General features: G+C 67.9%; 26 protein-coding genes and 1 pseudogene. 17 read left to right on the top strand and 10 right to left on the bottom strand.

What is annotated here, in order from left to right; all coding sequences use genetic code 11:
- Positions 1 to 62: 62 nt before the first annotated feature.
- Positions 63 to 1559, top strand: coding sequence for an aldehyde dehydrogenase family protein (locus U0R18_RS14690; RefSeq protein ID WP_526369623.1), 1497 nt, complete (start codon positions 63 to 65; stop codon positions 1557 to 1559).
- Entirely contained in the window at positions 1556 to 2770 is a 1215-nt protein-coding gene (locus tag U0R18_RS14685; RefSeq protein ID WP_526369621.1) for a cytochrome P450, read from the top strand. Before U0R18_RS14690 ends, U0R18_RS14685 begins: the two co-directional genes overlap by 4 nt.
- A gap of 82 nt (positions 2771 to 2852) precedes the next feature.
- On the opposite strand, the gene U0R18_RS14680 is transcribed toward U0R18_RS14685, so the two are convergent.
- Positions 2853 to 2993 carry a hypothetical protein gene (locus U0R18_RS14680; protein ID WP_526369619.1) on the bottom strand — a complete coding sequence of 47 codons (141 nt, stop codon included), beginning with the start codon at positions 2991 to 2993 and terminating at the stop codon, positions 2853 to 2855.
- 46 nt (positions 2994 to 3039) lie between these two features.
- Positions 3040 to 3897: a helix-turn-helix domain-containing protein gene (locus U0R18_RS14675; RefSeq protein ID WP_526369617.1), complete on the bottom strand. Its 858-nt coding sequence runs from the start codon at positions 3895 to 3897 to the stop codon at positions 3040 to 3042.
- Between the two features lie 134 nt (positions 3898 to 4031).
- Here U0R18_RS14675 and U0R18_RS14670 point away from each other — a divergent pair, with 134 nt between their 5' ends.
- Positions 4032 to 4949 carry an alpha/beta hydrolase family protein gene (locus tag U0R18_RS14670; RefSeq protein WP_526369615.1) on the top strand — a complete coding sequence of 306 codons (918 nt, stop codon included), beginning with the start codon at positions 4032 to 4034 and terminating at the stop codon, positions 4947 to 4949.
- 72 nt (positions 4950 to 5021) lie between these two features.
- On the opposite strand, the gene U0R18_RS14665 is transcribed toward U0R18_RS14670, so the two are convergent.
- Positions 5022 to 5630 carry a cysteine hydrolase family protein gene (locus U0R18_RS14665; protein ID WP_526369613.1) on the bottom strand — a complete coding sequence of 203 codons (609 nt, stop codon included), beginning with the start codon at positions 5628 to 5630 and terminating at the stop codon, positions 5022 to 5024.
- An 88-nt stretch (positions 5631 to 5718) separates the two neighbouring features.
- Complete coding sequence (locus U0R18_RS14660; protein ID WP_526369611.1) at positions 5719 to 6741, bottom strand: aromatic ring-hydroxylating oxygenase subunit alpha; 1023 nt, start codon at positions 6739 to 6741, stop codon at positions 5719 to 5721.
- An 84-nt stretch (positions 6742 to 6825) separates the two neighbouring features.
- Here U0R18_RS14660 and U0R18_RS14655 point away from each other — a divergent pair, with 84 nt between their 5' ends.
- The 3 genes from U0R18_RS14655 to U0R18_RS14645 are packed head-to-tail and all read left to right on the top strand — an operon-like array spanning position 6826 to position 10000.
- Positions 6826 to 7272: a nuclear transport factor 2 family protein gene (locus tag U0R18_RS14655; RefSeq protein WP_526369609.1), complete on the top strand. Its 447-nt coding sequence runs from the start codon at positions 6826 to 6828 to the stop codon at positions 7270 to 7272.
- Complete coding sequence (locus tag U0R18_RS14650; RefSeq protein WP_526369607.1) at positions 7269 to 8885, top strand: flavin-containing monooxygenase; 1617 nt, start codon at positions 7269 to 7271, stop codon at positions 8883 to 8885. Before U0R18_RS14655 ends, U0R18_RS14650 begins: the two co-directional genes overlap by 4 nt.
- 5 nt (positions 8886 to 8890) lie before the next feature.
- On the top strand, positions 8891 to 10000 hold the full coding sequence (locus U0R18_RS14645; RefSeq protein ID WP_526369605.1) for an alpha/beta hydrolase family protein: 1110 nt from the start codon (positions 8891 to 8893) through the stop codon (positions 9998 to 10000).
- Here U0R18_RS14645 and U0R18_RS14640 read toward each other — a convergent pair.
- Positions 9988 to 10593, bottom strand: a complete 606-nt coding sequence (locus U0R18_RS14640) for a TetR/AcrR family transcriptional regulator (protein ID WP_526369603.1) — start codon at positions 10591 to 10593, stop codon at positions 9988 to 9990. The genes U0R18_RS14645 and U0R18_RS14640 overlap by 13 nt on opposite strands.
- A gap of 66 nt (positions 10594 to 10659) precedes the next feature.
- Here U0R18_RS14640 and U0R18_RS14635 point away from each other — a divergent pair, with 66 nt between their 5' ends.
- The 4 genes from U0R18_RS14635 (at position 10660) to U0R18_RS14620 (ending at position 14153) form a co-directional block, all read left to right on the top strand.
- Positions 10660 to 11706, top strand: a complete 1047-nt coding sequence (locus tag U0R18_RS14635; RefSeq protein WP_526369601.1) for a phosphotransferase — start codon at positions 10660 to 10662, stop codon at positions 11704 to 11706.
- Entirely contained in the window at positions 11703 to 12074 is a 372-nt protein-coding gene (locus U0R18_RS14630) for a nuclear transport factor 2 family protein (protein WP_526369599.1), read from the top strand. The genes U0R18_RS14635 and U0R18_RS14630 overlap by 4 nt, the downstream gene beginning before the upstream one ends.
- On the top strand, positions 12071 to 13114 hold the full coding sequence (locus U0R18_RS14625; protein ID WP_526369597.1) for a TIGR03857 family LLM class F420-dependent oxidoreductase: 1044 nt from the start codon (positions 12071 to 12073) through the stop codon (positions 13112 to 13114). The genes U0R18_RS14630 and U0R18_RS14625 overlap by 4 nt, the downstream gene beginning before the upstream one ends.
- 142 nt (positions 13115 to 13256) lie before the next feature.
- A complete protein-coding gene (locus tag U0R18_RS14620; RefSeq protein WP_526369595.1) occupies positions 13257 to 14153 on the top strand; it encodes an SDR family NAD(P)-dependent oxidoreductase in 897 nt (298 codons plus the stop codon).
- Between the two features lie 86 nt (positions 14154 to 14239).
- On the opposite strand, the gene U0R18_RS14615 is transcribed toward U0R18_RS14620, so the two are convergent.
- The 3 genes from U0R18_RS14615 to U0R18_RS14605 are packed head-to-tail and all read right to left on the bottom strand — an operon-like array spanning position 14240 to position 16989.
- Positions 14240 to 15091: a hypothetical protein gene (locus tag U0R18_RS14615; protein ID WP_526369593.1), complete on the bottom strand. Its 852-nt coding sequence runs from the start codon at positions 15089 to 15091 to the stop codon at positions 14240 to 14242.
- An 8-nt stretch (positions 15092 to 15099) separates the two neighbouring features.
- Entirely contained in the window at positions 15100 to 15495 is a 396-nt protein-coding gene (locus U0R18_RS14610; protein ID WP_526369591.1) for a lipocalin-like domain-containing protein, read from the bottom strand.
- Between the two features lie 15 nt (positions 15496 to 15510).
- The gene (locus U0R18_RS14605; protein ID WP_526369589.1) at positions 15511 to 16989 is read right to left on the bottom strand and encodes an acyl-CoA carboxylase subunit beta; all 1479 of its coding nucleotides are present in this window, start codon (positions 16987 to 16989) and stop codon (positions 15511 to 15513) included.
- 40 nt (positions 16990 to 17029) lie between these two features.
- Between U0R18_RS14605 and U0R18_RS14600 the strand changes: the two genes are divergently transcribed.
- The 3 genes from U0R18_RS14600 to U0R18_RS14590 all read left to right on the top strand — a co-directional run bounded on the left by U0R18_RS14600 (position 17030) and on the right by U0R18_RS14590 (position 20226).
- Entirely contained in the window at positions 17030 to 18061 is a 1032-nt protein-coding gene (locus U0R18_RS14600) for an LLM class F420-dependent oxidoreductase (RefSeq protein WP_526369587.1), read from the top strand.
- Between the two features lie 12 nt (positions 18062 to 18073).
- Positions 18074 to 18928, top strand: a complete 855-nt coding sequence (locus tag U0R18_RS14595; protein ID WP_526369585.1) for an SDR family NAD(P)-dependent oxidoreductase — start codon at positions 18074 to 18076, stop codon at positions 18926 to 18928.
- 62 nt (positions 18929 to 18990) lie between these two features.
- Positions 18991 to 20226, top strand: a complete 1236-nt coding sequence (locus U0R18_RS14590; RefSeq protein ID WP_526369583.1) for a cytochrome P450 — start codon at positions 18991 to 18993, stop codon at positions 20224 to 20226.
- Between the two features lie 32 nt (positions 20227 to 20258).
- Here the strand turns inward: U0R18_RS14590 and U0R18_RS14585 are convergent, their stop codons facing one another.
- Positions 20259 to 21137, bottom strand: a complete 879-nt coding sequence (locus U0R18_RS14585) for an alpha/beta hydrolase (protein WP_526369581.1) — start codon at positions 21135 to 21137, stop codon at positions 20259 to 20261.
- A gap of 111 nt (positions 21138 to 21248) precedes the next feature.
- On the opposite strand from U0R18_RS14585, the gene U0R18_RS14580 reads away from it, so the two are divergent.
- Positions 21249 to 21863: a TetR/AcrR family transcriptional regulator gene (locus U0R18_RS14580; RefSeq protein WP_526369579.1), complete on the top strand. Its 615-nt coding sequence runs from the start codon at positions 21249 to 21251 to the stop codon at positions 21861 to 21863.
- A gap of 21 nt (positions 21864 to 21884) precedes the next feature.
- Here U0R18_RS14580 and relZ read toward each other — a convergent pair whose 3' ends face one another.
- The gene (gene relZ, locus U0R18_RS14575) at positions 21885 to 23624 is read right to left on the bottom strand and encodes a bifunctional ribonuclease/(p)ppGpp synthase (protein ID WP_526369577.1); all 1740 of its coding nucleotides are present in this window, start codon (positions 23622 to 23624) and stop codon (positions 21885 to 21887) included.
- A 47-nt stretch (positions 23625 to 23671) separates the two neighbouring features.
- Between relZ and purB the strand changes: the two genes are divergently transcribed.
- The 3 genes and pseudogenes from purB to U0R18_RS14560 form a co-directional block, all read left to right on the top strand.
- A complete protein-coding gene (gene purB / locus U0R18_RS14570; protein ID WP_526370382.1) occupies positions 23672 to 25096 on the top strand; it encodes an adenylosuccinate lyase in 1425 nt (474 codons plus the stop codon).
- A complete protein-coding gene (locus U0R18_RS14565; protein ID WP_526370380.1) occupies positions 25093 to 26310 on the top strand; it encodes a cytochrome P450 in 1218 nt (405 codons plus the stop codon). The genes purB and U0R18_RS14565 overlap by 4 nt, the downstream gene beginning before the upstream one ends.
- Before the next feature lie 69 nt (positions 26311 to 26379).
- Positions 26380 to 26600: pseudogene (locus U0R18_RS14560) on the top strand (hypothetical protein); the annotation flags it as partial.

Raw genomic sequence — 26600 nt, 5'->3', positions numbered from 1 at the left:
TGTACTACTGTAACCGTTACAGTATTGACCGACGAAAGGTGTGTCCGAATGGGGCGGGGGCGGTGACGACGTCCGAAGTGGAGGTCGAGCAGGATCAGCGCAGTGAAATGCTGATGCTGCTGGACCGTCAGCGCGAGGCGTTCCGTCGCGAAGGTCCGCCGGCGTTGTCGGTCCGGCAGAACCGGATCGACCGTCTGCTGGCGCTGCTGCTCGACAACACCGACGCGTTCACCGCGGCGATGAACTCCGACTTCGGCACCCGGTCCCGGTCGGCATCACTGTTCACCGAGGTGATTGGCGTCATCCCGGTGATCGAGCACACCAGAAGCCATGTGGCGCAATGGATGAGGGCCACCAAACTGCTGCGGGCGGCCCGGGTGGTCGGACTGACGGCCGCCGTGGAACCGACGCCACTGGGCGTCGTGGGCATCGTCGGCCCGTGGAATTTCCCCGTCAACCTGGTGGTGCTGCCGGCCGCAGCGGCGTTCGCGGCCGGCAACCGGGTGATGATCAAGATGTCCGAGATCACTCCGCGCACCGCGGCACTGATGAAAGAGCTTGCGCCACAATACTTCGAACCCACCGAGCTGGCGGTGATCACGGGCGGCCGGGACACCGCGGCCACCTTCACCGGCCTGCCGTTCGACCATCTCTTCTTCACCGGTTCGCCGGAGGTCGGCAAGCTGGTGCAACGGGCCGCGGCGGCCAACCTGGTGCCGGTGACGCTGGAACTGGGTGGCAAGAATCCGGTGGTGGTCGCCCGGGACGCGGACATTCCCACGGCGGCGGCACGGATCGCCACCGCGCGGATGGTCAACGGCGGGCAGGTGTGCGTCTGCCCGGACTACGTGTTCGTCCCGCAGGGCCGCGTCGAGGAGTTCGTGGCCGCGGCCCGCCGCGAGTTGACCGCCCGTTTCGGTTCGATCGTGGCCAACCCGGACTACTGCTCCTGTGTCGACGAGGCCAATTTCGACCGCGTGCTGGACCTGCTCGACGACGCGGCCGCCAACGGCGCATCCGTGGAATCCGTTGGTCCGGCCGGTGAATTGCTACCCGACCGGGCCAGCCGCAAGATCGCGCCCACCATCGTGCGGGGCGCCGATGACCGGATGCGGATCGCGCGCGAGGAGATCTTCGGCCCCGTTCTCATGGTGATGACGTACACCGATCCGCAGGAGGTTGTCGACTACGTCAACGATCGGCCGGCGCCCTTGGTGGCCTACTGGTACGGGCCCGGCGGACCCGATTTCCGGGACTTCGTCCGCCGCACGCGCAGCGGCGGGGTGGCCCGCAATGACTTTGCTGCGCAGATGATTCCGTCGGCTGCACCATTCGGTGGCGTGGGTCGCAGCGGGATGGGCGCCTACCACGGCAGGGCGGGGTTCGACGCGTTCAGTCACTACCGCACGGTGGTCGGTTCGGACCTGCCGTTCAGCATCACCGGGGCGGCCGCGCCCCCGTTCCGCAAACCCATGAAGATGTACGCCGAGGTTCAGCTTCGGTTGGCACGCAGACGAACTCACCGACGTCTCGAGGGTAAGTCAGGAGTGAACTCATGACCACGTTTCCAGCGGCGACAGTGGTGTTCGATCCCTTCTCGGAGGATTTCTTCAACAGCCCGTACGAGACCTACCGGCGGATGCGGGACGAGGCGCCGGTGTACTACAGCGCGGAGTACCAGTTCTACGCCCTGACCCGGCACGAGGACGTCGCGGCGGCGTTCAAGGACTACGAGACCTACTCGTCGGCATACGGAGTGGATCTGGGTCAGGTACGCAAGGGCCAGGTGACCGAACACGGTTCGATCATCGCGATGGACCCGCCGGCGCACCGGCGCATGCGCAGCCTGCTCAACAAGGTGTTCACCCCCCGCGCGATCGAGGCGCACCGCGGCCTGGTCGAACGGCTCGTCGACAAGCACCTGGCGGCGGTCGACCCGGCCGGATTCGACTTCGTCCAGGACTTCTCGGCCCTGTTCCCGGTCGACGTGATGACCACGATGCAGGGTGTGCCCGACGAGGACCACCAGCAGATCCGGTTGTGGATCGACCACTTCCTGAGCCGCGCTCCCGGTGAGGTCGACATGAGCGAGGCCGGCCTGAAGTCGGCCATCGACATGGCGATCTACTACTACAAGCTGATCAAGGAACGCCGGAAGAACCCGGGCGACGATCTGCTGAGCAAGCTCATCGACGCCGAGATCGAACGCGACAACGGCGAGATGGCGCCGTTGGACAATGTCGAGATCACCGAATTCGCCCAACTTCTCGGCGGTGCCGGGGCCGAGACCGTGACCAAGCTGCTGGGCAGCGCGGCCGTGGTGTTCGCGCGCTTCCCGGACCAGTGGCAGAAGCTGCTCGACGACCGCAGCAAGATCCCGGCCGCCGTCGAGGAGCTGTTGCGCTACGAAGCGCCGGCCCAGTACAACGTGCGCCGGTCGATGCGGGACATCACGCTGCACGGCGTCACCATCCCGGAGGGCAATCCCGTTTTCCTGGTGGGCGGTTCGGCCAACCGGGACCCCGCCGCCTGGGCCGATCCGGACGCTTTCGACGTCGACCGGGACCGCACCCAGGCCCAGAATCTGGGGCTGGGCTATGGGATCCACAGCTGCCTGGGAGCCGCGCTGGCGCGGATGGAGAGTGCGATCGCGCTGGACCGGATGCTGGACTTCATGCCGAGCTACGAGGTCGACTGGGACGGCTGCAAGCGCGTCAACATGCAGAACGTCGCCGGTTGGAGCAGCGTCCCCGTCCGCGTCCTCCGTTAGCCGGAATACGCCGAAACGGACGAGCGGGCGAGGAAGTCCGAGTAGCCAGCACCATTTCGTCGCGTTCGGCGCGGCTTGCGGGCTACCTCGCGTCGATGAAGTCGCGGAACTCCGTCAGCACGCCTGCGGGCCCGAGCATTGGCAAATGTCGGGTATCGGACGTGATCGAGATGCGCTCCTCGATCTGCCGGCACATCTTGATCCGGTCGATGGGGGTGCTCACGTCAACCATGATGCGACCGAAACGCGGGAGTGTGGGCGGAATCGACTCAGGTGAGTTCTTCGGCGGCAGACCAGCTGTCCATGATCCGCAGGGTCTGCGCCGACGGGGAGTGCGGCTCGGCGGTGTAACCGACCAGTGACAGGCCGGGTGCGGCGGTGATGTCGAAGACGTTGTAGTTCAGCGTGAGTTCACCGAACTGGTCGAGGTGAAAGCGCTTGGTGCCGTTGCGGTGTGCCTTCACGTTGTGAGCGGCCCACCGGGTGCGGAACGGTTCGCTACGGGTGGCCAGCTCTCCGACCACATCGGTGAGTGCGAGTGCGTGGGGTGAGCGGGCGGCCTCGGCCTGCAGCAGGCCGACGGCGTCGTCGGCCATGGCGTCCCAGTCCGGAAAGAGTTGCGCGGCAGCGGAATCGAAGAATATGAAACGAGCCAGGTTGGGGATTCCCGCGGCACGCTCGAACACCGGCCCGTACAGCCCCCGCCCGAGGGTGTTCCCGGCGACGATGTCGAGGCTGCCGGTGATGACGATCGCGGGTGCGGCCGTCATGCTGTCCATCAGTGCCTGCACGCCGGAGGGGACCCGCTGTGCGGCCGGGCGTCGTGTCCGGCCGGGTGCCTTCCCGCCGGCGGCGGCCCGGCAGAGGTCGAAGAAGTGCGCGGTCTCGTCGTCGCTCAACCGCAGCGCCCGCGTGATGGCCTGCAGCACCTCGTCGGAAACCCCGCCGACGTTCCCGCGCTCGATCTGCGTGTAGTACTCGGTGCTGACCCCGGCCAGTTGCGCGGCCTCCTCCCGGCGCAGCCCGGGGACGCGTCGTCGCTGCCCAGGGGCAAGCCCCACCTGCCCGGGGGTGATCCGCGCGCGCCGGCTCATCAGGAAGTCCCGGATGTCCTTGGCGATGTCCACGGTCGTCAGCATAGGAAGGTGCCCGAGATTTAGGGGAGGGTCTGCGGGTACCCCCGATAACCGGCGTCTGGCTACCCCCTCTGCGGGGTCGTAGCGTCAAAGGCATACCGATTCCGACCAGGGAGGATATGACAATGGCAGACAACAGCGCGGCGCAGGAAGCGTTCGACGGATTCGTGCAGATGTGGGTCACCGGGACCACCGCGGGCCGTCGGGCGCCCCTGCTGCGTCGGCCCGACGAGGTGGGCCTGGCCTACGAGGACGTGACGTTCCCGTCGATGGACGGGGTGCCGCTGGAGGGCTGGTTCATCCCGGCCGACTCGGACAAACTGATCATCCACAACCACTTCCTGCCCGGAAACCGCTACGGCTATCCGGGACACCTGCCGGAGTTCGGCGGCCTCGGCGGGTTCGAGGTCAGCTTCCTGCCCGAGTACAAGGCGTTGCACGACGCGGGCTACAACATCCTGGCCTACGACATCCGCAACCACGGGATGAGCGGGCAGGGCAACGGTGGCATCGTCGGCATCGGCCTGCTGGAGTACCGCGACGTCATCGGATCGCTCCGTTATGCCAAGACTCGGCCGGACACCAAGGGCATGAAGAAGGCCCTGCTGTCGGTGTGCCTGGGCGCGGACTCGACCGCCGTGGCGTGGTCGAAGCACCCCGCGGAATTCGACGAGATCCAGGCGATGGTGATGCTGCAGCCGGTGTCGGCCAATTACATCGTCGAGGAATTCGTGAAAGCCGTTGGTATGGAGGACGGTTACGCGAAGTTCGACAAGGCCGTGCACGAGCGCACCGGGTTCCATCTCGCCGAGCAGTCACCGCTGGAGCACGTGAAGGCCGTCAGCGTACCGACGCTGGTGGCCCAGGTGCACGACGACACCATGACCCGCCCGCAGGACGTCCAGGACATCTACGACGCCATCCCGGTCGACGAGAAGAGCCTGCACTGGATCACCGGTACCGACCGGCGGTTCGACGGCTACAACTACTTCGGGGTGCATCCCGAGGTCGCTGTCGAGTGGTTCGACAAGTACGTGGGCTGAGCCCTTCCGCCGAGAGTTATCTGGTTTGCGCCCCTTCTCGGGGACACGTACACCAAGGTGACTCTCGGCGGATCACGACCACGCTTCGATCAAGGCGTCGGCGGTGGTCACGGTGGCCAGCAGTGAGAGCGTGTTGTCGATGATGGCCTGTCCATAGTCCGCGGGGATACCGGCCACCGCGTCGCGCGGGAGCACCACCCGGTAGGCCGCGTTGACGGCGTCCATCACCAGGTTCGGGATCGCCACATTCAGCGACACCCCGACCGCGACGATGGTTCGCACACCCATGTTGCGCAGGACGGCGTCGAGGTCGGTGCCACCCATCGGGCCCAGCCCGTGCCACCGATGTAGTACGAGATCGGTTGGCTCCGGCCCGAATTCGGGTAGCAGCGCGGCACCCGGGCTGCCCGGCTCGATGGCCACTCCGCTGACCCCGATGGCGAACAGCTTCGCGTTGTGGTTGGAGCCCAGCCCGTCGGCGCGGCGCTGCACCAGGCAGTGCACCACCGGAACACCGGCGGCCCGGGCGGCCGGCAGCAGTCGGGCGATGTTGGGCAGGGCCTCGCGGCGCGCCTCGTCGGCCAGGGCCCGCAGCCCGGCGTCGGGACCGACCACCGCGCCCTGCAGCTCCTGGGTGACGATCGCGGTGTGTGCGGGATCGACGAGCTGCGGCAGCTTCACCGAACCAGCCCCGCCGACTTCTGCAGCGGGGTCGTCCCGTGCACCGTAACGCGACCCTGACGCAGAACTCGGCGCAGTAGAAACATGGTCATGCCCCGGCGCCGCACTCGCAGGATGCAACGGGCGGCACTTCGTAGAACTGGGTGGCCCACTTACGCAGGGCCATATAGTGTTTCGCGTCCACCTTCGCCAACGGGGGACGCTCGACGTAGATCTGGTGCTCCCAGATATCGACGTCCTCCCATACGGTCTTGAGGAACTTGCGTTCCACCGTCTCACGAACGTGTTGCGGTGGTACATCGGAGGTTTCGCCCCGCTCCTTGGGCCACCAGATGGAATAGAACATGTCCGACACCTCGTCGTCGACGGGCGTGCACGCGAAGATCAGCCGATGGTTGGACGAACCCTCGAACGCGCTCATGGCGAAGCCAAGGCCGGAATAGTGGCTGTGAATGCGGAGAGCCATCTTGTCCGGATCGTCGCTGCGCACGTCCGGCCACCCCGTCACGAACCGCCACTCTTCGTCGACGCCCGCCCACTCCAGGCACACCGGGGTGACGGTGGCGCCGTGCACGTACCGGAAATGTGAACTGTCCGGGGCATTCTCAGCCACGATCTGTGGGTGGACGTGGATACCGTCGGTCCGGCTGGAGAACTCCGGATAGGGCCGGTAGTACTTGTCCGGGTCGGTCTCGAACTGCGGGAACTTACCGATGATGTCCGGCAGGGGCCACTGCGGTTCCTTGCCGTGCGGGTGGTACCACATGAAGATGCAGCCGTACTGCTCCTGCACGGGGTAGGAGCGCAGCTTCAGGCCGCGATTGGGTTTGTCGGGCTGATAGGGGATGTAGGTGTTGTCGCCGTGCGGGCCCCAGCGCCAGCCGTGGAACGGGCACTCGATGCAGTCACCGACCACCGTGCCGCCGTGGCCGATGTGGGCACCGAGATGCTTGCAGTGCGCCTCGAGCAGGTGCAGCACACCGTCCTCGTCGCGGTAGGCGGCGAGGTGCTCCCCGAAGTACTTCAGCGCCTTGACGTCGCCGACCGCGTACTCGGCCGACCAGCCGATCATGAACCAGCCGGTGATCTTCCAGGTGAACGGCACTTTCATGGGCTTGCCCCTCTCGCTTCCACCGCGATACGGAATACATTACAGTAGCGGTTTCAGGCAAGTCCACGAACGGTTTGGGAGCCCATGGACGACATCGAGGCAATCCGCCTGCTCAAGGCGCGGTACTGCCGATTCCTCGACACCCGCGACATCGACTCCTGGCGGCAACTGTTCGCGTCCGACGTCGTGGTGTTGCTCGACGTCGCGGTCTCGACCGGCGGTGCCGACCCGCAGACGATGCCACCGCTGGTGGGCCTGGAGGCGTTCGAGCCGGTGGTGCTCGGTGGCATCGCCGGCGCCGCCACCATGCACCACTGCCACACGCCGGAGATCGAACTGACCTCCCCGGTGACGGCCACCGGCATCTGGGCGATGGAGGATCTGCTGGTGTTTCCCGACGGCAGCCGACTGCACGGGGCGGGGCACTACCACGAGGAGTACGAGAAGCGTGAAGGTCGTTGGCAGATCACGCGATTGCACCTGACCCGCACACTGATGGATTTCACGGCCGCGCGAAATGACCGCGGATGAACTACGACGTCGTCGTCATCGGTGCCGGATTCTCCGGCCTGTACATGCTGCACAAGCTGCGCGAGATGGGTCTGTCGGTGGTCGCGTTGGAGGCCGCCGAGGACATCGGCGGCACGTGGCTCTTCAACCGGTATCCGGGGGCCCGCTGCGATATCGAGAGCATCGAATACTCCTACAGCTTCTCCGACGAGATCCAGCAGGAATGGGTATGGACCGAGACGATGCCGGCCCAGCCGGAGATCGAGGCGTACCTGCACTTCGTCGCCGACAAGCTCGACCTGCGCCGGGACATCCGCCTCAACACCAGGGTGGACGCGATGGCGTTCTCCGACAATGCAGAGGACTCCGCCGAATGGACGATCGACACCGACACCGGCGAGGTTTTCACCGCGCGGTTCGTCGTGGCCGCGTCCGGAATTCTGTCGGTGCCGCTGGAGCCGGACATCCCCGGCGTGGACGACTTCGAGGGTGCGGTGCTCTTCACGAGCAGTTGGCCCAAGGACGGCTATGACCTGACGGGGAAGCGCGTCGGCGTCATCGGCACCGGATCGACGGGCGTGCAGTTGATCCCGGTCGCCGCCCGGCTGGCCGAACATCTGACGGTCTTGCAGCGCACTCCGGCCTACACGCTGCCGTGGTCGGTGCGGCCGTTCGAACCCGGCGAGCTCGACGAGTTCAAGGCCGACTACGCCGAGATCCGGGCGGCCCAGCGGGCACACCCCGTCGGCTCGGCACGGCTCAGCGCCTTCTCGGTGTTGCTCGACATGCTGATGCAACCACCGCTGAAGTCCGCCACCCGGGAGGAGCGGTTGCGCGCCATCGACGAACACGGCGTGATGGGCGCGCTGAACTGGGGCGACATCTTCTTCGATATCGAGGCCAGCCGGGAGGCGGCCGCCCTGTACGGCGAGGCGGTCGCCCGGATCGTGGACGACCCCGACACTGCGGCGGCGCTGGTGCCCACTCATCCATTCGGCTGCAAGCGGCCGATCATCGACCAGGGCTACTACCAGACGTTCAACCGCGACAACGTCACGCTGGTGGACCTGCGCAAGGGCGCGATCACCGCCATCACACCGCGGGGCATCCGGACCGAGCAGGGCGACGTCGACGTCGACGTGATCGTGTTCGCCACCGGGTTCGACGCCATGACCGGCGCACTGCGCCGCATCGATATCAAGGGACGCGACGGCGTGACGCTGCGCGACGTCTGGGACACCGAGGGGCCGACGTCCTACCTGGGGCTGATGGTGGCCGGATTCCCCAACCTGTTCATCGTCCAGGCGCCCGGAAGTCCTTCGGCGGCCACAAATTTCATTGCCGCGCTGGAACAGCACGTGGAATGGATCGCCGAGTGTATCGGGCACCTGCGGGCCCACGGTCACCGCAGCATCGAGGCGCAGGCGCAGGCCCAGCGCGACTGGATCGAGCACACCACCGCACTGGTCGAACCAACGGTGCTGGCACACCCCAGCTGCAAATCCTGGTACAACGGCGCCAATGTGCCGGGCAAGAAGCGCAGGTACATGGGCTACACCGCGGGCATCCCGGAGTACCGCCGGCGTTGCGACGAGATCGCGGCTGCGGGATACATCGGGTTCGACCTACTCTGATGGTCATGCGTCCGCAAGACCGCGCCAGACAGATCGCCCGGGAGATCGGCGGTGTCATTCCGCGGTCGGTGGGCGCGCTGACCGAAGCGGGCAACTGGACGGGGCGGACGGCGCGGGGCCTGCGGCAGCTCGGCGAGGTGGCGCTCGACGAGCTGGTGGTCACCGGGATGACGTTGACGGCGCCGCCGCCCAGCGTGCACACCGCGATCGAGACCTATCGCCCGGTGGCCGACGAGCTGACCCGACTGGGCATGGCGGGCTGCTACGCCGAGCCGGAACCGTTGCAGATCAAGAACATTCGCTGGCGAATGCTGGGCAAGTTCGCCTTCGAAGAGGTGAGCTACGAGCACGACCCGCGACTGCCGGGCTGTTTCGGGGAACTGGCCGCACCCACCACGGCGGTCTGCAACGTCGTGCGATCCGACACTCGGCGTCCCCGGCCCTGGCTCATCTGGGTGCACGGCGCCGGGCAGGGCGGATTGTCCGACCTGGCCGTCGCCCGCGTCGGGCGGATCCGTCGTGAACTCGGTTTCAATGTCGCGCTGCCCGTCCAGCCGGGACACGGTGTCCGACGGCGGTCGTGGCCCACCTACCCGGACACCGATCCGCTGGCCAATGTTGCGGGCATGATGCGGGCGGTGTCCGAGGTTCGCGCGGTGATCCACTGGATCGACCCGCAGGCCACGGTGGTGGTGTTGTCGGGATTGTCGTTGGGCAGCGGTGTGGCCGCGCTGGCCTCGGCGTTCGAACCGGTGGACGGCGTGGCGCTCTACACCCCGATCCTGGGCCTGAACGCCATGATCGCCAACCATCTGCACCGCTGGGGTGACGAAGCGGCCGATGTGTTGTCGGTGCTCGGCTCCGATGTGGTGACCGAGCTGACGTCGGTGATCGATCCGCTCGCGGTGCAGCCGCTGGCCCCGGAGAACCGCCGGCTGATCGTGGGCGCGTGGAACGACCAGATGGCCATGCGTGCGCCCGCGGAGTTGCTGCACGAGAAGTGGGGCGGCGAGTTGTACTGGCACGACGGCAGCCATGTGGGGCATGTCTTCTCGGGCCGGGTGCAGGCCGTGACGGAGCGATTCCTGCGTGAGGTGGCGGGTCAGGCTCCGTAGTCGCGGGTGATCCGCTGGCGCGTGTCGTGCAGTTCCTGCTCGAGGTCGTGGCCGGGTACCACGACCCATTGGAACGCCATGCCGAAAACGGCGGCCGTGATGTCATTGACGGCGGGCGCGATGTCGACGTCCGCGCGGATCGACCCGTCGTCGATCCCGTTGCGCAGCCCGACCTTGACCTTCACCGCGCCGCCCTCCAGTTGGGTCCTGACATTTTCGCGCAGGGGTGATGTGCTCTTGGCCGCTTCGAATGTCGCGACGAACATCGCCCGCAGCAGGGCAGGGTCCTGGGTGTGCAGATCTTCGATCCGGTCGAAGTGTGCAAGCACCTGGGCCAGGCCCGTGGTGCGCGGGTCGGGGTCGGGATTCAGGCGTTTGACGTATTCGTCGAGCAGCGCGTAGAGGATGGCGTCCTTGGTGCCGAACCGCGCGTGCACCATGGCGCGGCTGTAGCCCGCCCGCCGGCCGATCTCGGCGGCCGTGGTTGCCTCCCAGCCCTTTTCGACAATCAGCTCGGCCGCTGCCGACACCAGCCTGCGGGTGGACAGCTCGACCCGTTCGGGTTGGGTCAGGCCCCGGCTCGGCGACGGCACCCTTGCATATTAGACGCTCGACAACTAACTTAGTTGCTCTGCGTCAAATATTTCTCTTGGAGGCCGATGGTGACTCGCCGCTCCGTTGCGATCCCGTCATGCATCGACGACGTGACGCCGGAATGGCTGAGCGACGCGCTCGGGCGCACCGTGTCGGGCCTGGCTGCCCAGCGGATCGCCGAGGACAGCGGCTTTTCCTCCCTGCTCTACCGGGTCCGGTTGTCCGGCGACCCGGGTCTGCCGCAGACGGTGATCGTCAAGCTGCCCGGCACCCCGGAGGCCCGCGGCGCGATGGAGATGCTGGGTGGCTACCGGCGCGAGTTGGAGTTCTATCGTCGCGTGGCCGGCCGGGCGCCGATGGGCACCCCCGAGGTTCACGTGGCCGAAATGGGCGCCACGGCAGGCGACTTCGTCCTGGTCATGGAAGACCTCAGCGGATGGGAGAACGCCGACCACCTGGCCGGGCTGACAATGGCACAGGCCCGGACGGCGATCTCGGGACTGGCCGCCCTGCACTCCTGGCCCGGCGCCACCGGGATCCCGTTGGGCGTGTTCCCCAGCCTGGACACCCCTCTGGTGCGCGATCTGTTCTTCCCGGTGTTCGGGCTGGCGTGGCCGGTATACCTCGAGCACGCCAGCGAACCGGTACCCCCGGCCGTTGCGCGATTCGCCGAGCGATTCCCCGACTACGCGGCACAGGCCCTGGATGTGCTCGGCCGGCCGAACACGTTGCTGCACGGCGATATTCGCGCCGACAACCTGTTCTTCGCGGGCGACGAGATGAAGGTGGTGGATTTCCAGTTCGCCTGTACGGGCGCCGGCGCTTCCGATGTCGCCTATCTGGTGAGCCAGGGCCTGCCGACCCCGGTGCGGCGGGGTCACGACGAGGCGCTGCTGCGCGAGTATCTGGATGAGGCAGCGCTGGAAGGCTATTCGTTCGACGAGGCCTGGCGAGACTACCGGATGGCCACCGCGTACCTGATTGTGTTGCCGGTGATCACCCTGATGGGCTGGGATGCCATGCGGGAGCGGTCGCGCAAGCTGGTGATGAAGCTGACCGAGCGGGCGGTGGCCACCATCGACGAGACGGATGCACTGGAGGTATTTAAATGAGATCAGCGCGTGAGGTGGTCGAGCAGTACAACCTGGTGGTCTGGAACCAGCGCGACTTCGCCCTGGCCGAAGAACTGATGGGCGACAGCGTCATTCGGCATGAGGTGGGCGAGGCCACGGTGTTGACGCACGATGAGGCCGTCAAGCGGATCGTCGATCACTGGGAGATGTTCGAGGTATTGCGATTCGACCTGAACCTGGTGGTCGCCGGGGACGACGGTGAGCATGTCGCGATCGTCTACCAGTCGCCGATGACGCTGAAGGACGGCTCCCAGGTGGACGTCGGCAGTATGGAGATCTTCCGGGTGGTCGGCGGGCGCATCGTCGAAGTGTGGAACTGCGGATACAAACTAGGAGTGTGGGCGTGACTGATCAGGTGCTCGACGAGCTCGGCTACTACTTGCTGGCCGGTGCCGGCGGGGAAGGGCCCGCGACGCTGATGGACGAGGCCCGTCGCGGTGAGGAACTGGGATTCGGCACCGGGTTCATCTCCGAGCGGTGGAACGTCAAGGAGGCATCGTCGCTGACCGGCGCGGCCCTTGCGGTCACCTCCCGCATGCAGATCGCGACGGCCGCAACCAATCACAACACCCGGCATCCGCTGATCACCGGATCGTGGGCAACCACCATGCACCGGTTGTCGGGCGGCCGCTTCACGCTGGGTATCGGTCGCGGGATCGGCGCCATCTACAACTCGTTCGGGATCCCGGCCGTCACCACCGCCCAGATGGAGGATTTCGCGCAGGTGATGCGCCGGTTGTGGCACGGCGAGCTGATCTTCAACCATGACGGTCCGCTCGGAAAGTATCCGATCCTGTTCCTGGATCCCGATTTTCGTGAGGACATTCGGCTGGCGATCGTCGCGTTCGGGCCGCAGACGCTGGCCCTGGGTGGCCGGGAATTCGACGATGTCATCCTGCACACCTACTTCACCCCGGAGACGCTGCAGCGCGCGGTCAAGACGGTCAAGGATGCCGCCGAGCAGGCCGGCCGGGATCCGGCCACGGTCAAGGTGTGGTCCTGCTTCGCGACGGTGGGTGACCATCTGCCCGAGGAGTTGCGGCTGAAGAAGACGGTGGCGCGGCTGGCCACCTACCTGCAGGGCTACGGCGACTTGCTGGTGAACACCAATGGCTGGGATCCGGCTGTGCTGCAGCGATTCCGGGATGACAAAGTGGTGCAGTCCATCCCGGGCGGCATCGACCACAAGGCCAGCGCCGAGCAGATCGAACACATCGCGGGGTTGATCCCGGATGAATGGCTGGAGCCGTCGGCGACGGGCACCGCGCAGCAGTGTGTGGACCGGGTGCGCAAGGAGTTCGACTACGGCGCAGACGCGGTGATCATGCACGGGGCGACGCCGGACGAACTGGCGCCGATCGTGGAGGCGTACCGCGCGAGCGCGTAGGCGCGGAGTGATCACCGTGGCTTCGAGACCAGCGAATTGTTCGTGACGGCAGCGCATCACGAGACGCTGGTGCGAGTGTCGGCAGGCTAGCATTCCCCCGGCCCGTCAGAGGGCATCGGCACAACGGATTGGACGGATTGGCATGACCACCGCACGCGAGGTTGTCGACGGCGTCGACCTGATGGGAAAGACCTGCGTCATCACCGGCGCCTCGGCGGGCCTGGGCCGCGAGTCCGCCCGCGCGCTGGCGGCCGCCGGTGCGCACGTGATCCTGGCGGCGCGCAACATGGTTGCGCTGGACGAGGCGCAGCAGTGGATCGAGGCCGAGAGCCCCGGCGCCCGTACGTCGCTGGTGGCCCTGGACCTGACCTCGCTGGCCGGTGTCCGTACCGCGGCCGCCGCCATCGCCGAGCTCGCGCCGAGCATCGACGTGCTGATGAACAACGCCGGCGTCATGTTCACCCCGTTCGCCCGGACCGCCGATGGATTCGAGAACCAGTTCGGCACGAACCACCTGGGCCACTTCGAACTCACCCGGCTGCTACGCCCGCAGCTGACCGGCGCCCGCATCGTCATCCTGTCCTCCGACGGGCATCACATGAGCGATGTCGACCTGGACGACCCGAACTGGGAACGCCGCGAGTACGACAAGTTCGCCGCATACGGCGCGTCGAAGACCGCGAACATCCTGCACATGGTCGAACTCAACCGGCGCTACGCCGACGCCGGGGTGCACGCCGTCGCCGTCCACCCCGGCGTCGTGGGTACGTCGCTGGCGCGGCACATGACCCGGGACGACTTCGGCGCGCTGCGGTCGATGGCCGCCGACAATCGGGACAAGGGTGCGGTGCTGGACTCGCTGCTGACCCCGGAGCAGGGTGCGGCCACACAGGTGTGGGCCGCGACGGCGCCCGAACTGGACGGCGCGGGATCGGTGTATCTGGCCGACCGGGCGATCCGCGACGACGTCGAGGCCTACGCGCTGGATCCCGAACGAGCCGTGCGACTTTGGGAGATCTCCGAAACGCTCTGCGGCTGATCCGCATCCCGACCCATCTGTTCTGCGTTCACGGACACGAAGTGCGAGTGGATGTCGCACTGGGTGCTGAACAGATTTGGGTGGTCTCAGAGATTCGGCGAGAACTGGTAGCTGCCGACGGTGATGGCCTTGTCGCCCGCTCCCTCATCGAACAGGGTGGTCTGCACAACGACCATGCCGTCCGAACCACCGAGGGCGGTTGCCTCCGCCCGGAACGGGCCCGTCTTGCCGCGGGCCATGAACATCACGTGCGACGACACGCCCTGCAGCAGGCCGGTTCCGGCGGTCTCGGCGGCGGCGTCCAGCGCCGCGGTCTCGAGTGCGACGAACTGCGGGCCGATGTGCAGCGCGGCATCGGGCGAGGCGACCTCGTCGGACAGCTCGGGCAGGACCCAACTTCCGTCGGTCCTTCTGGCACAACCGAATACCTGGCGCAGCGGCGGCATGTCAGGAGAGTCGACCACGTCGAGCCGCTCGACCGGCATCTTCTGCAGACCCTCCGGCGGTGTGCCGATCGCCACGCCCTGGCCCGCGGTCAGCGCCAGCACCCGAGAAGGGTTGTCGGCGTCGACGATCCGGGAACGGCTGTAACCCATCTGGCGGCCCCGTTTGAGCGTCTCCGAGATCACCTCGATCCGGGCGACGTCGCGACCCGGATCGATCACCTGACAGGAGTGCACGACGGGATTGGGCACCGCCTCGAGATCCGACATGCCACCGCCCTCCGGGGAGGAGATGCCGAGCACGGCCAGTAACAGTCCGCCGGTCGCGTTGCGCATGTCGTGGCGCAGGGTCACGGTGTTGTCCTCCGGGCCGATGTCCATCGACGCGTAGGTCCGGCCCAGGTAGCGATAGCTGAGTAGGCCGCCCCACCGCCTGCGCAGTTCGGCCGCGTAGGCGTCGCGGTTGTCCGTCAGATCTCGGATATCTTGCGGCACAATGCTTCCTATTGGGTAGCCCGACGCCAGGTCAGGGTGCTGCGAGTGGTGATTCCCGCCGCATCGGTCGTCGTCGCAGACAGGGCCAGCAGGTCCCCGTCGATGCGGACCTCCCGCAACTGCGGTGCCGCGAGCAGGTCGGGCATGGTGGCCATCCGCACCTGGTGGTGCACGATTGCCGCGTCCTCATCGACATGGAACGGTCCGGTGTAGGCGATGTATTCGGCGATCTCGGAGCCGGCGGCATCGGGTGCCAATTGAGCCGACATGAATCCGTCCGCGGTGTAGAGGATCAGGCCCCGGGGCTGCGGGCCCAGCGGCTGGCGGACGGAACCGGTTGTAGTGTCCTGGGATTCGAACCGGACCAGTTCCCAGCTGCCGATCAGCTGCGAGCGTAGCGTCATCACGGCCACATCCGATCAGGGCAGGATCGCGGTTCGGGTGACCGGCTGCGCCGGAGCCTGGCGGGCGGATAGCGCGCGCCGCAGCGCGGTCAACAGTGCGTCGCGGGTCTCGCGGGGGTCGATGAGTTCGTCGAAGCCGAGGTTCTGCGCGGAGTGGTACGACGCCTGCAGTTCGGCCTCGCGAAGATCGGCGGACACGTCCGCGTCGGCGTGCGACGCCCGGCTGAGCGCTGCGGCGCTCATCGCCCCCATGGTTGCGCCCGGATAACCGAACGTCGCGACCTGATCGTCGAATCCCAACAACGACATGACCATTGACCCGAACCCGTACGCCTTGCGCAGGGTCAGATGCAGCTTGATGGTGCCGGCCATGGTCTGGGCGGCGAACATCCGCGCCCCGCTGCGCAGGATGCCGGCACGTTCGGACCGGCTGCCGGGCAGCATGCCCGGGTTGTCGGCCAGGAACACGATGGGCAGGTGGAACGAGTCGGCCACCATGATGAAATGCGCGGCCTTGTCGGCGGCGTGGCTGTCGATCGACCCGGCCATCACCTGTGGCTGATTGGCGACGACCGCGACCGGGTGGCCGCCCAGATGGGCCAGGGCACAGACGATTCCACGGCCGAACTTCGGCTGCACCTCCAACCAGTCCGGCCGGTCGAATACCACGTCCATGACGCGCCGGATGTCGTACACCCGCCGGTTGTCACGCGGGATGATGTCCACCAACTCGGGCGTGGACCGCGGACCGTCATCGGCCGGCCGTGCGGGTGGATACGACCACGCGCTGGACGGGAAATAGGACAGATAGCGCCGAATCTCGTCGAGCGCGGAGGCGTCGTCGTCGGCCAGATTGTGGATCACCCCGCTGGCCAGCGCGACACCCGGTCCGCCCAGCTCCTCCTTCGAGATGTCCTCCCCGGTCGATTCCCGGACCACCGGTGGTCCGGCCGTGAAGATCGCGCCGAGGCGGCTCATGATCCGGAAGTCGCACACCGGGGCGACCAGGGCGCCATGCCCGGCCGAGGGGCCCAGCACGGCGGCCACCGTGGGCACCAATCCCGAGCAGCGGGCCTGCCCGATGAGGTCGATGGGTGAGCGTCCACCGTGGGATCCCGGCCGAAAGCCCGCTCCCTCCAACAGCATTACCATCGGGATCTTGTTGCGGACCGCCAGTTCGGCGATCCGGTAACGCTTGGCGTTGCTGCCGGTGCCGATGGTCCCGGCCACGGTGGTGAAGTCCTCGGCACCCACCATTACCGGTGCTCCGTCGATCGTCCCGGAGCCCGCCACGATGCCGTCGGCGGGCACGTCCCCGCCCACCAGGGTGCCGATCTCGCGGAAACTTCCGTCGTCGAGCAGGTGCGCCACCCGGGCCCGGGCGTCGAGCTTGCCCCGGGCGCGATGTGCGGCCAGCCGCTCGGCCCCGCCCATTGCCGTCGACCGGTCGCGCCGGCGTTGCAGATCGGCCAGCGTGGCATCCCAGTCAGACATGCGTTGACCCTACCGAATTGCTTACTGTAGCGTCCTCAACATGGTCGGGAAGCTCAAGGTCGACCGCGGAATACCCAGCGATCTCGGACGTGTCGCGGAGGTGGCGCGGGCCCACGAGGCCGCTGGATACGACGGCTGCTGGACGGGCGAGATCAACAACGATCCGTTCTTCCCGCTGCTGCTGGCCGCCGAGCACACCTCGACACTAGAGGTGGGCACCAGCATCGCCGTCGCTTTCGCGCGCAACCCCATGACCGTCGCGCAGACGGCCTGGGATCTGCAGGCGTACTCACGGGGCCGATTCCTGCTCGGCCTGGGCACCCAGATCCAGCCGCACATCGAGAAGCGCTTCGGCATGCCGTGGAGCCACCCGGTGCGCCGGATGGCCGAATTCGTTGCGGCACTGCGGGAGATCTGGCGTTGCTGGCGGACGGGTGACCGGCTGCGATTCGCAGGTGAGTTCTACACCCACACGCTGATGACGCCGATGTTCACCCCCGCGCCGTCCGGGCAGCCCGACCCGGCCATTTTCATCGCCGCGGTCGGCGAGGCCATGACGCAGGTGTGCGGCGAGGTCGCCGACGGTCTGCTCGCCCACGCGTTCACGACGCGGCGCTACCTCGACGAGGTCACCATCCCGGCGCTGCAGCGCGGCCTCGACCGCGCCGGACGTCAACGCGCGCAGTTCCAGGTGTCCGGCCCGGTGTTCGTCGTGACCGGCCGGGACGAGGGCGAGATGGCGGCCGCGGCGGCGGCCTACCGCAAGCAGATCGCGTTCTATGCCTCCACCCCCGCCTATCGCAGGGTGCTGGAACTGCACGGCTGGGGCGAGCTGCAGCCCGAGTTGCGCCGGCTGTCCCTCGCGGGTGCCTGGGACGCGATGGCGGACCTGGTCGACGACGAGATGCTGGGCGCCTTCGCCGTCGTCGCCCCGATCGACAAGGTCGCCGCGGCGCTGGCGCACCGCTGCGACGGCGTGCTCGACCGGGTCCTGCCGGGCTTCGCCGGGGGCACACCGGAACCCGTCATCGCGGCAGTGCTCGAGGACGTCCGCGCGAAAGTGAATGACTGACAAGGAAATCCCGTGAGCATTGAGGGCAAGACCGTCGCGATCACCGGAGCCGCCCGCGGCATCGGCCACGCAACCGCCGCGGCGCTGTTGGCGCGCGGTGCGCGGGTGGTGATCGGCGACCGCGACGTCGCGGCGCTCGAGGATGCGGTCCGGCGGTTGCCCGGGCGGGTCACCGGACACCCCCTGGACGTCAGCGATCCCGAGTCGTTCGCGAACTTCCTGGACCGTGCCCGCGCCGACGGCGACGGCCGGATCGACGTGCTGATCAACAATGCCGGGGTGATGCCGGTGGGTCACTACCTCGACCAGTCCGAGCAGGCCATCCGCACCGCCGTCGAGGTCAACCTGTGCGGGGTGCTGACCGGATGCCGGCTGGTGCTGCCCGAGATGGTCGACCGCCGCAGCGGGCACATCGTCAACATCGCGTCACTGGCCGGCGCGGTGCCGGTACCGGGGCAGGTGGTGTACGCCGGAACGAAGTTCGCCGTGGTGGGAATGTCGACGGCGATGGCCGACGAGTTCGCCCCACACGGCGTGCATGTCAGCGTGGTCATGCCACCGCTCACCGCCACCGACCTGATCGCGGGCACCCGGACGCCGTTGGGCAGCAAACCGGTGGCGCCCGCGGATATCGCCGCCGCCGTGGTCAAGGTGCTCGAGAAGCCGAAAACCCATGTCGTGGTGCCGTATCCGATGCGGTTCATGGCCCCGTTGATGTCGATGCTGGGCCCGCGGGGGCGCCGCTGGCTCAACGCGAGGGTGGGTTCCGATCGGGTCTTCCTGGACTTCGACGCCGACGCCCGGCGGGCGTACCAGCAACGGGCCGAGACGGCTACCGGAATGCTGGCCCCAGCCGATACTGAATAACTTACCGGAACTGCTACTGTGGTTGCGCCGGTCAGCGGCGTCACAGGATGAGGAGCGTGGGGATGGCCAGTCCGACCGTCGAATCAGCCGGGGCGATGCTCGCCGATCCGAAGGCCTACACCGACGAGGCGCGCCTGCACGCGGGGCTCGCGCAGCTGCGGGCCGACGCCCCGGTGTCGTGGGTCGAGGTGCCCGGCTACGCGCCGTTCTGGGCCATCACCAAGCATGCCGACATCATGGAGATCGAGCGCGCCAACGACATCTTCACCAACTCGCCGCGCCCGGTGCTGACCACCCGGGAGGGCGACGAGCAACAGGCCGCCCTGGGAATCCGGACGTTGATCCACGCCGACGACCCGTTGCACCGTGACCTGCGGGCCATCGGGGCCAACTGGTTCCGGCCGAAAGCCATGCGCGCGTTGAAGGATCGGGCCGACGAACTGGCCGAGCGGTTCGTCGACAAGATGGCCGCCGAAGGTCCGGAGTGCGACTTCGTCCAGCAGGTGGCGGTCAACTACCCGCTGTACATGATCATGACGCTGCTCGGCGTGCCCGAGTCCGACTTCGCGTTCATGCTCAGGCTCACCCAGGAGTTGTTCGGCAGCGATGACGACGAGTTCAAGCGCGGAGCCACCGTCGAGGAGCAGGGCATGGCGCTGCTCGAAATGTTTCAGTACTTCACCGAACTCACCGCGTCACGCCGCGCGAACCCGACCGACGATCTGGCGTCCACGATCTCCAATGCCACCCTGGACGGCGAGCCGCTGTCCGACATCGACACGGTGTCCTACTACACGATCGTCGCCGCCGCCGGGCACGACACCAGCAGCGCGGCCATCTCCGGCGGCATGCTGGCACTGCTGGAGAACCCGGACCAGCTGGCCCGCCTGCAGAACGACATGAGCCTGCTGCCGTTGGCGGTCGAGGAGATGGTCCGGTGGACCACGCCCGTCAAGGAGTTCATGCGCACCGCGCAGCAGGACTACGAGATCCGCGGGGTCCGGATCGCCGCCGGCGAATCGGTACTGCTGTCCTACGTCTCCGGCAACCGCGACGAGGACATCTTCGACGAGCCGTTCCGGTTCGACGTCGGCCGAGATCCCAACAAGCACATCGCATTCGGGTACGGCGTGCACTTCTGCCTCGGTGCGGCGCTGGCCCGGATGGAGATCAACAGCTTCTTCGCCGAACTGCTGCCGCGATTGGCGTCGGCCGAACTCGCGGGTGCGCCGGAACACATGGCCACCACGTTCGTCGGCGGCCTCAAGCACCTGCCGATGCGCTACTCGGTGAGCTGAAACCGGGACCACGGGCCGCTGACCAGAACGGCTCAGGCCGTCAGCAGCGGTGCCATCCAGGTGAGTTCACCGGGCAGCTGCGAACTCCAGAACCCGGCGTCGTGCCCGCCCGGTGACGACCCGCCGGCCGGATGGTTCGGCAGCTGCGCGATGAAGTCCTGGGTGGCGTCGTAGAACGGGTCCGATGTGCCGATGTCGATGCGGATCGGGATCTGGGCCAGGGCCGGCAGACCCCACACCGTATTCGCGGCGTAGTCGGCGGCGCCGTCGAAAGCACCGGGCGCCGTCGCACCCGAGGACAGCCACAGCGCGGGACTGACCGCCGTGATGGCCGCGGTGCGGGCGGGCCCGAGCCGCGCGCCCAGCAGCAGCGCGCCGTAACCGCCCATCGACCAGCCGAGGAACGCCACCCGCGACGTGTCGAGGCCCTGCGCGCCGAGCATCGGGATCAGCTCGTCGAGCACCATGGCCCCGGAGTCCTCCCCGGACGCCCGCTTGTGCCAGTAGCTGCCGCCGCCGTCGACCGCCACCACCGCGAACGGCGGCAGGCCGGCGGCCACCGCCTGCGCCAGACCCTGCTCCACACCGCCGGCCATCACCGTCGCGGCATCGCTGCCCTTGCCGTGCAGGGCGATCACCGGGCGCAGCGGTTGCGTCTGACCCGGCGGGCGAGCGATGGCCCAGTTGGTGTTCACGCCGCCGCGCGCGGCCGACACGAACGATCCGGTGACCATCGTCGGTTGGGTGGGTTGGACCGCTGGTTCGAGCGGGACAGGCGTGGCTGGTGGGGCGGCGGATCCGATGAGCGGATCGGCCAGTCCGCCGAGGACGACGGCGCCCGCCGCCCCGGCGACCGCGCCCACACCCAGACGTAATGCACTGCGGCGACTCATGTTCGGCATGCGGGCCATCTTGCCATCGCCCGACCGCCTGTCGGAAACCTGTGACCAGGCTTGGAAAAGTGTGGCCGTTTACCGCAAAACGCCCAGCGTGGCCGGGGTTTGCTGGCACCATGACCAACCATGACGGCAGCGGTGACCCCGAAAGGGGAACGGCGACGGGGCGCGCTCGTGAGCGCCGCCGCCGAGCTGCTGTCCGAGGGCGGATTCGAAGCCGTTCGCCATCGCGCCGTCGCGCGGCGGGCCGGTCTGCCGCTGGCGTCGACCACCTACTACTTCTCGTCCCTGGACGAGTTGATCGCGGCCGCCGTCGAATACATCGGCCTGGCCGAGGCGGCCCAGATGCGCAGCCGTGTCTCGTTGCTGTCGCGCCGGCGCCGCGGTGCCGAGTCGACCGCCGACGTCCTCGTCGAACTCCTCCTCGACGACACCGGTGCCGGCACCGAACAACTCATCTCCCGCTACGAGCGCTACATCGCGTGCGCACGTCAGCCGGCGCTGCGCGACATCCAGCGACGCGTCCTGCGCCAGCGCACCGACGCCGTCGGCGAGGCCGTCGAACGCTCGGGCCGGTGCGTGCGCAGCGACCTGCTGTCCGCGTTGGTGTGCGCGGTCGACGGCGCGGTGGTCTCGGCACTGGTCGACGACGGCGGTACGCCCCGCGACAGCGCGCGGGCCACGCTGATCGACGTCATCGACGTGTTCGCGCCCATCGACCAGCGCGCCCTGCACGTCTGAGACCGCCGCCCGGCCGAAAGCTCAGCCGCCGATCTTCCTGAACCTGTTCTCCAGCAAGGCAATTCGGTGCTGGTTGTCCTGCAGCCCCACGTATCGTGGGCCGAACACCGCCAGTAACACGTCGTCGAGGCGGCGGACCGCGCCCGCCGGATAGCGATAACCCATCGCGGCGTTGACGGCGTCGGTGTCGATGCCGGCGAGCACACCGTCGAGCGCGTCGAGTGAGTCGATGCCCAGATCCAGCAGCAGCCCGGAGATCCAGGCGTAGTGCTCGGTGCGCGACCAGCCGGCGTCGGGGAATCGGTTGCCCAGATAGGTCGCCAGCACCGGGGTGGGGATCCTCGGGTCCGCGGTGTCGGCGTCCTGGGATGTGCGCTCGACCGGCGCGGTGGACCGCAGCCGGTCCCGGATCGCCGAGAACTCGTTGTCGGCCAGCTCGAGCAGGCCGGCCGCCAGGGCGAATCGGCGATCCAGATCCGGGACATCCTCCTCGGGCACCGACCCCTTGTAGCGGATGTCGTGCTCGAACTCCGCCCAGGCATGTTGCAGGATCGTGCGCACCTGGATGGAGGCGGGTTGCTGCTCGCCCTCGGCCGCCACCAGCAGGTGCCGGCTGGAATAACCCCACCGGCCCGCGCTCGCGGTCTCGCGGCCCATGTCGCGGTCCTCGAGCAGGCGCATCTCGTCGGCGAGCAGATTGGCCACCGTCGCGACGTCGTCGCGCAGGAAGGTGATGACCCGCAGCCCGATCTGGTCGGTGATCTCCGAGAGGGGATCGGTGTAGAGCCGCCGGCCGTCCACGGTCCGGTCCGCCTTGGCGGCGAACGACGCCACCGTCTTGGTGCGGCCGCGCACGCTCAGGTAGTTGATGCCGGCGTCGTCGAGCAGGTTGGTCACCTGGGCCAGGTAGCGCTCGGTCGATTCGGCCAGGCTCGGGAGCCGCTGGGTGTAGGTGGCGATCGCGTCGTGGATGGCGCCCGGCGTCGGTTCCGGGGCGGCCGGGACCAGATCGTGCGGCAGCGTCGGGGTGACGATGTAGCCCGTCCCGGCGTCACCGTAGGTGGTGACATCGGCCGGTCGGCGGAACGCGAACATCGCCACGTAGGCACACAGCACCGCGTCCACCGGATCCTCGGCGGTGCGCAATTCGCTCTTGCGCGAAGCACTTTCGACGACGTCGCGCAGGTGCACCCAGTCGTCGCTGTCGGCGACCCGCAGGGCCGGGGTGGCCTGGGCCAGCTCCTCGATGTGCTCCATGAGCCGCAGCAGTTCGGCCCGCAGCCCGGCGACGGTGCGGCCCGGCTTGGCCTTGTACTTCAGCGTGCGGCCGAGCCGGAACAACGCGACCGCGGCGGCATGCGGATACACCTCGAACGCGCGACGTGTGGCGCCATCAACCGCGGTGGCGTCCGGGGCGATGTCCAGCCCCAGCGCCCCGGCGAGCCGGGCGCCGCGCGGTGTGCCGGCGAACTCGGGCTTGCCCGTGTTGGTGGGATGCGCACCGGCCTGGTAGCGCGCGAAGTCGGCGTTGAGTTGGCGTTCGGCGGGCCGCTGACCGGTCGGGTTCGTCACGACCAGCGGCGCGTCGATGCCGACCACACAGTCGCCCTGCACGTACGGCGCCAGGGCGGCGCGGATGCTGTCGTCATCGGTGGCCGCACCCGCGTACACCAGCCGCCCGGTGTCGCCGGTGCATTCGATGATGGCGACTCCGGTGGGCTTGCGTTCACCCCAGGCGAGGTCCAGGCCGACGAAATACACCGTCCTACTGTGCCTGATCGGGGACCGTAAGCTGTGTCTTCGTGAGCATTCCCGGGAGCATTCCCAACGTACTGGCCGGTCGCTACGCCAGCGCCGAGATGTTGTCCATCTGGTCGCCGGAGGCCAAGATCGTCGCCGAACGGCGGTTGTGGCTGGCGGTCCTGCGGGCGCAGGCCGAACTCGGCGTACCGGTGCCCGACGGTGTGGTCGACGACTACGAGCGGGTGCTCGAGGACGTCTCGCTGTCGTCGATCGCCGACCGTGAACGCGTCACGCGCCACGACGTCAAGGCCCGCATCGAGGAGTTCAACGCGCTGGCCGGGCACGAGCACGTGCACAAGGGCATGACCAGCCGCGACCTGACCGAGAACGTCGAACAGCTGCAGGTCCGCCGGTCACTGGAACTGGTGTTCGCCCACGGGGTGGCCGTCGTCGCGCGGCTGACCGACCGCGCCGTGCAGTACCGGGACCTGGTGATGGCGGGGCGTTCGCACAACGTCGCCGCCCAGGCGACCACGCTGGGCAAGCGGTTCGCCTCGGCCGCGCAGGAGACGCTGGTGGCCCTGCAGCGGCTGCGGGAGCTGCTCGACCGGTACCCGCTGCGCGGCATCAAAGGCCCGATGGGAACCGCGCAGGACATGCTCGACCTGTTCGACGGGGACGCCGCACGGCTTTCCGAGTTGGAGTCGCGGGTGGCATCGTTTCTCGGGTTCGGCGCCGTGCTGTCCAGTGTCGGGCAGGTCTACCCCCGGTCGCTGGACCACGACGTGCTGTCGGCGCTGGTGCAGTTCGGTGCCGGTCCGTCATCGTTCGCCCACACCGTCCGTCTGATGGCCGGCCACGAGCTCGTGACCGAGGGCTTCGCGCCGGGTCAGGTCGGATCCTCGGCCATGCCGCACAAGATGAACACCCGGTCCTGCGAGCGGGTCAACGGCCTGCAGGTGGTGCTGCGCGGCTACGCCTCGATGGCCGCCGAACTCGCCGGTGCGCAATGGAACGAGGGCGACGTGTTCTGCTCGGTGGTGCGCCGGGTGGCACTGCCCGACGCGTTCTTCGCCGTCGACGGGCAGACCGAGACGTTCCTGACGGTGCTCGACGAGTTCGGTGCCTACCCCGCGGTGATCCAGCGTGAGCTGGACCGCTATCTACCGTTCCTGGCGACCACCCGCATCCTGATCGCCGCGGTGCGCGCCGGTGTGGGCCGCGAGACCGCGCACGAGGTCATCAAGGAACACGCCGTGGCCGTCGCCCTGGCGATGCGCGAAAAGGGTTTGGAGCCTGACCTTCTGGACCGGCTGGCCGCCGACCCGCGGCTGCCGCTGGACCGGCCCGCACTCGACGCCGCCCTGGCCGACAGGTCCGCGTTCACCGGCGCGGCCGCCGATCAGGTGGATGCCGTCGCCGCCGCGGTGTCGGAACTGGTGGCGCGCTACCCGGAGGCCGCCAAGTACACCCCGGGAGCGATCCTCTGATCGGGGCCGATCTCACCGATCTGGACAATTTCGCCGCAGGCTTCCCGCACGAGTTGTTCGACCGGCACCGGCGCGAGGCTCCGGTGTACTGGCACGAGCCCACCGAGAACACCCCCGACGACGAAGGCTTCTGGTCGGTGGCCGGCTACGCGGAAACCCTTGCTGTACTGCGTGATCCGGTGCTCTACTCGTCGGTCACCGGTGGCGGCCGACCGTTCGGCGGCACCCTGCTGCAGGACATCTCGATCGCCGGCCAGGTGCTCAACATGATGGACGATCCCCGGCACTCGGCGATCCGCCGCCTGGTCAGCTCGGGCCTGACCCCGCGGATGATCGCGCGGGTCGAGGACGATCTGCGGGCCCGGGCCACGCGGCTGCTCGACGGTGTCCAACGCGGCACCGGTTTCGATTTCCTGGTGGACGTGGCCGCCGAGCTGCCGATGCAGATGATCTGCATCCTGCTGGGAATTCCCGAATCCGAGCGGCACTGGCTGTTCGAGGCCATCGAACCGCACTTCGACTTCGGCGGTGCGCGGCGCGCCTCGATGCGGATGTCCGTCGAGGAGGCGGGTTCGCGGATCTACCAGTTCGGGACCGAATTGATTGCGGCCAAACGCATTTCGCCCACCGACGACATGCTATCCGTGGTCGCCAACGCCGACTTCGGCGACGGTCCGGGGTCGGCCCTGAGTGGTATCGAACTCTACCTGTTCTTCAATCTGCTGTTCTCGGCCGGCGCGGAGACCACCCGCAATGCCATCGCGGGCGGACTGCTGGCCCTGGCCCAGCACCCCGATCAGTACGCGCTGTTGCGCGACGATCCCGCGGCGTTGCCGTCGGCCATCGAGGAGATGCTGCGGTGGACGACACCGTCGCCGTCCAAGCGGCGCACCGCAACCGCCGATACCGAACTGGGCGGCTGCGCGATCGAGGCGGGGCAGAAGGTACTGGTGTGGGAGGCGTCGGCCAACCGCGACGCGCAGGTGTTCGATGCCCCGGACGTGTTCGACATCCGGCGTAAACCCAACCCGCACCTGGGCTTCGGACAGGGCGTCCACTACTGCCTGGGCGCCAATCTGGCGCGGCTGGAACTGCGGGTGCTCTTCGAGGAGATCCTGGCCCGGTATGCCGCGGTCGAGGTGACCGCACCGGTCGAGTGGACCCGCAGCAATCGGCACACCGGCATCCGGCACCTGTGGGTCGCCCTGATGTGATTTCGGTGATCACGTCGGATTGGACGATCGCCGTGTCCGAAGGGCTCCCGCCGTGTTGGGATCGATGGCATGAGTTCGCGCTATGTGCCCTACGCCTCCCGGCCACACCGGTTGTTCATGCAGCTCGTCAGCGATGTGACTGTGATCGGCTGGGTCGTCGTCTGGGTGATGGTCGGGATGGCGGTGCACTCGGCGGTGTCCACCATCGCCGAGGTGGGCACCCAGGTCGAAGGGGGTGCCAACGGCATCGCCGAGAACCTCAACTCCGCCGGGGACAGCGTCGACGGCGT

The organism is Mycobacterium sp. (assembly GCF_046330795.1).
In the GTDB taxonomy this organism is placed as follows: domain Bacteria; phylum Actinomycetota; class Actinomycetes; order Mycobacteriales; family Mycobacteriaceae; genus Mycobacterium.
Note: the sequence above shows the minus strand (reverse complement) of the source record. Positions and strands in the feature narration are given on the sequence as shown.

Coding starts and splice junctions, on each gene's coding strand:
- U0R18_RS14645 (WP_526369605.1), top strand. CDS start 8,891: ATGCGTCCGCAAGACCGCGCCAGACAGATCGCCCGGGAGATCGGCGGT.
- U0R18_RS14600 (WP_526369587.1), top strand. CDS start 17,030: ATGGTCGGGAAGCTCAAGGTCGACCGCGGAATACCCAGCGATCTCGGA.
- U0R18_RS14610 (WP_526369591.1), bottom strand. CDS start 15,495: ATGACGCTACGCTCGCAGCTGATCGGCAGCTGGGAACTGGTCCGGTTC.
- U0R18_RS14655 (WP_526369609.1), top strand. CDS start 6,826: ATGGACGACATCGAGGCAATCCGCCTGCTCAAGGCGCGGTACTGCCGA.
- U0R18_RS14650 (WP_526369607.1), top strand. CDS start 7,269: ATGAACTACGACGTCGTCGTCATCGGTGCCGGATTCTCCGGCCTGTAC.
- U0R18_RS14685 (WP_526369621.1), top strand. CDS start 1,556: ATGACCACGTTTCCAGCGGCGACAGTGGTGTTCGATCCCTTCTCGGAG.
- U0R18_RS14590 (WP_526369583.1), top strand. CDS start 18,991: ATGGCCAGTCCGACCGTCGAATCAGCCGGGGCGATGCTCGCCGATCCG.
- U0R18_RS14605 (WP_526369589.1), bottom strand. CDS start 16,989: ATGTCTGACTGGGATGCCACGCTGGCCGATCTGCAACGCCGGCGCGAC.
- U0R18_RS14635 (WP_526369601.1), top strand. CDS start 10,660: ATGGTGACTCGCCGCTCCGTTGCGATCCCGTCATGCATCGACGACGTG.
- U0R18_RS14630 (WP_526369599.1), top strand. CDS start 11,703: ATGAGATCAGCGCGTGAGGTGGTCGAGCAGTACAACCTGGTGGTCTGG.
- U0R18_RS14585 (WP_526369581.1), bottom strand. CDS start 21,137: ATGGCCCGCATGCCGAACATGAGTCGCCGCAGTGCATTACGTCTGGGT.
- U0R18_RS14620 (WP_526369595.1), top strand. CDS start 13,257: ATGACCACCGCACGCGAGGTTGTCGACGGCGTCGACCTGATGGGAAAG.
- U0R18_RS14670 (WP_526369615.1), top strand. CDS start 4,032: ATGGCAGACAACAGCGCGGCGCAGGAAGCGTTCGACGGATTCGTGCAG.
- U0R18_RS14660 (WP_526369611.1), bottom strand. CDS start 6,741: ATGAAAGTGCCGTTCACCTGGAAGATCACCGGCTGGTTCATGATCGGC.
- U0R18_RS14580 (WP_526369579.1), top strand. CDS start 21,249: ATGACGGCAGCGGTGACCCCGAAAGGGGAACGGCGACGGGGCGCGCTC.